4 protein-coding genes are annotated in these 2,963 nt (G+C 41.7%); all 4 read left to right on the forward strand.

The features are described from left to right. Positions 1 to 499: type VI secretion system contractile sheath domain-containing protein (locus tag L4C33_RS21130; RefSeq protein ID WP_428814359.1), on the forward strand; the 499-nt coding region annotated here is incomplete at its 5' end. 39 nt (positions 500 to 538) lie between these two features. Beyond that, complete coding sequence (locus L4C33_RS21135) at positions 539 to 1,933, forward strand: type VI secretion system contractile sheath domain-containing protein (protein ID WP_428814360.1); 1,395 nt, start codon at positions 539 to 541, stop codon at positions 1,931 to 1,933. Then, a complete protein-coding gene (tssE, locus tag L4C33_RS21140) occupies positions 1,933 to 2,355 on the forward strand; it encodes a type VI secretion system baseplate subunit TssE (protein WP_428814361.1) in 423 nt (140 codons plus the stop codon). The genes L4C33_RS21135 and tssE overlap by 1 nt, the downstream gene beginning before the upstream one ends. Continuing rightward, positions 2,348 to 2,963, forward strand: a 616-nt coding sequence (locus L4C33_RS21145; RefSeq protein ID WP_428814362.1) for a type VI secretion system baseplate subunit TssF, incomplete at its 3' end; no start/stop codon positions are given. The genes tssE and L4C33_RS21145, both read left to right, overlap by 8 nt.

Genomic DNA, 2,963 nt, shown 5'->3' on the forward strand with positions numbered 1-2,963 from the left:
ACTTCAGCAATGTCCTACAGAAGTAAACCTAACAGACGAACGCGAAAAAGAGCTTTCTGACCTTGGTTTCCTTCCGTTAGTTCACTATAAAAACTCCAACTACGGTGTATTTATTGGTGGTCAAACGACTCAAAAGCCTAAGACATTCACAGATCCAGATGCGACAGCAAATGCCGCAATCTCTGCACGCTTGCCTTACATCATGGCAAGTAGCCGTATTGCTCACTACCTGAAGGTAATGGGTCGAGACAAGCTGGGCTCAAACCTTGAAGCTCCAGACATCAAACGTGATCTTCAACTTTGGATTGATCAATACACCAATGCTGGTGCTATTGGTAACGAGCAACGTGCAAAAACTCCACTTTGTGAGTCACGCATTGAAGTTGTCGAACAACCAGGTAAACCAGGCGCTTACTCAGCGGTTGCTCACCTGAGACCTTGGTTACAACTAGAAGAACTGACTACTTCAGTTCGAATGGTTGCTAAAATCCCAGGTTAATAAGGAGTTGGCCGGAGAAATCCGGCCACTATTATTTGTATGAAGTTAAATACAGATTGGCAAAACGAATTCAACTCTCTAGACAACAAAGATAATGCTTTTCTCAAAGAAGCCTTATCTTTGTTGTCTGAGCTCGACGAAAGCGCTCTAAACAGTAAAGCTTCTTTGATTTCGCTTATCTCAAAGCTTATTGCCGAGATAGATACTTCGCTAAGCAAACAGCTAGATGAAATTCTCCACGACGGAGAGTTTCAAAAGCTTGAGCGCAACTGGCTTGGCTTAAAACAACTCTCCTCGCTACCAATCAGTTATCAACGAACTCATATTAAGTTGTTAGACATGAGTTGGAATGAGATATCAAGCGATGTAAACCAAGCTTATTCAATCAAGACGAGTAGCTTATATAACAAGATTGGTAACAATGAACTCAACACTTTAGGCGGACAGCCTTTTGGGTGCATTGCCTTCTCCCACCCTATTTCCATGGATATCGAGTTCGACTCCGATTACGATGACCTATTCACCTTAGAGTTACTGGGTAAGCTTGGTGAAACAACGCTATGCCCTATGCTCTTCTCTCCTGATTCTAAATTCTTTGGAGAAAGTGGTGCTGACTGGGTTTCAGATACTGACCGTATCAATAAAATCTTGAGTGGCCCTGACTTCCAAGCATGGCAAGACTTGAGAAATAAACCTAGCTCAAGGTTTATTGGCATGGCATTTCCACAAGTACGAGTACGTGAAGCTTATCAAAATAAGAAAGCTGGCTTTATTTACAATGAGCAAGGCCAAGGAACTTGGGGGCCAGCCAATATCGCCTTTGTTTCAACGATTGCACGTGAATTCCAACGCGTCAATTGGTTCGGTTTCTTAAAATCACGTTGGAACGACAAACTGCAAGGTGCTGTGGTTAACTTACCACGTAACCATTACTTTAACGGTTACCTCGACCAACCCGTGGTTGATGTGGCCTTGTTCGGCCAGATATCCAACTTTTACGCTCAATCTGGCTTCATTCCATTAACCAAGAGTCCACTAACCAACAAATATTACTTTAACGGTAACAACTCGATTTGGCAGTGCGGTGAGAACGACAACGATAAAGTCTTAACTCAAATTCAAACGACTCTTATGTCATGTCGAATTGCGCATAACTTAAAAGTTCAAGTGAGAGAGATGATCGGTAGCTTCAGTAGTGCTGCCGAGTGTGAGTTATACCTAACGCAATGGATTGAAAAGTTTTCTAGTAATGTCTCTTTTGCTAACGAAGAAACACTTTCTAAATACCCACTTAGCTTTGCCAAAATTTCAGTTACGGAGTCGCCATCTCAAGCAGGAAGCTTCTTCTGTACTTTACGTATTGTACCTCAATATCAGTTCGACCACTTCAGCGGTGAAGTCGTGCTGACTACTGACTTAGATGAGGTTGCATAATGAGCTTTTGGCAAGCATTTGTTAGCGACTCTAAACCTTATCAAGATGTAGAAATCGAAGACATCAAATTCCATTTAACTAAGCTTTTAGAAGCTGAAGCCTCTTTAACCGATATTGATGATCGACTTGTTGAAGTGAACCGCTCCAATCTGAAATTCGGCATTGAAGATATTCAGCTTTTAAGTGCCACATTAGATAGAACTCAATTGGCTGTTCGAATTGAAACTTGGATTAAAAATTTCGAGCCAAGACTTAACCAGATCGCCATTGAATTGAACGACCGAAAAGAAGGTGATAACTCTCTTTCTTTCAATATTATCGCTAAGGTCAAAACAGTTCATGGGGATCAAGAACTTATTTTCGATTCAAAAATAGCCTTGAGTAATCTTGCAACATCATTAGAAGAGGATAGCTATGACTGATCCCATCGCGCGCTATTTTGAACAAGAACTGGCTTTCGTACGCCGATCGTTAGGCCAATTTGGACAAGAATACCCAGCCCATGCTGAACAACTAAAAATCAATCAGGGCAAGATAGATGACCCAAGCTTAGCTCGTTTATTAGATGGCGTAGCATTACTTAATGCAAATGTAGAGAAACGACTTTCCGAGCAGCTACCTGAAGTTATTGAAGGCGTGCTAGGGGTGCTCTACCCCTCTTACATTCAAACCGTGCCGAGTGTCGCTTACCTTGAACTTCAAAGTGATGATGACGCTATAGAAGCGTGTACTTTACCTAAAGGCTCATTGTTTTCTGGGTCTAGTGATAAACAAGAGTGCTTGTTTCGTACTGCCGATGAATTGAAAGTTTCTCCTTTCTCATTATTAGAGATCAAAGCTTTAAGTACACCGTTTAACTTTAATCGCCCTAGAACTGCGCACCAAAGTACAGCCGTGATTCAATTATCTCTTAGTACAGGCGATCCTGATGTTCATTTCAGCCACCTTGACCTCGATAACCTCGATTTCTTTGTAAAAGGCTTTGAGAATAATGCCGACTCACTTGTCGAACTTCTACTTAGTAATACGC

Source organism: Vibrio makurazakiensis (genome assembly GCF_050337375.1).
Lineage (GTDB): Bacteria > Pseudomonadota > Gammaproteobacteria > Enterobacterales > Vibrionaceae > Vibrio > Vibrio makurazakiensis.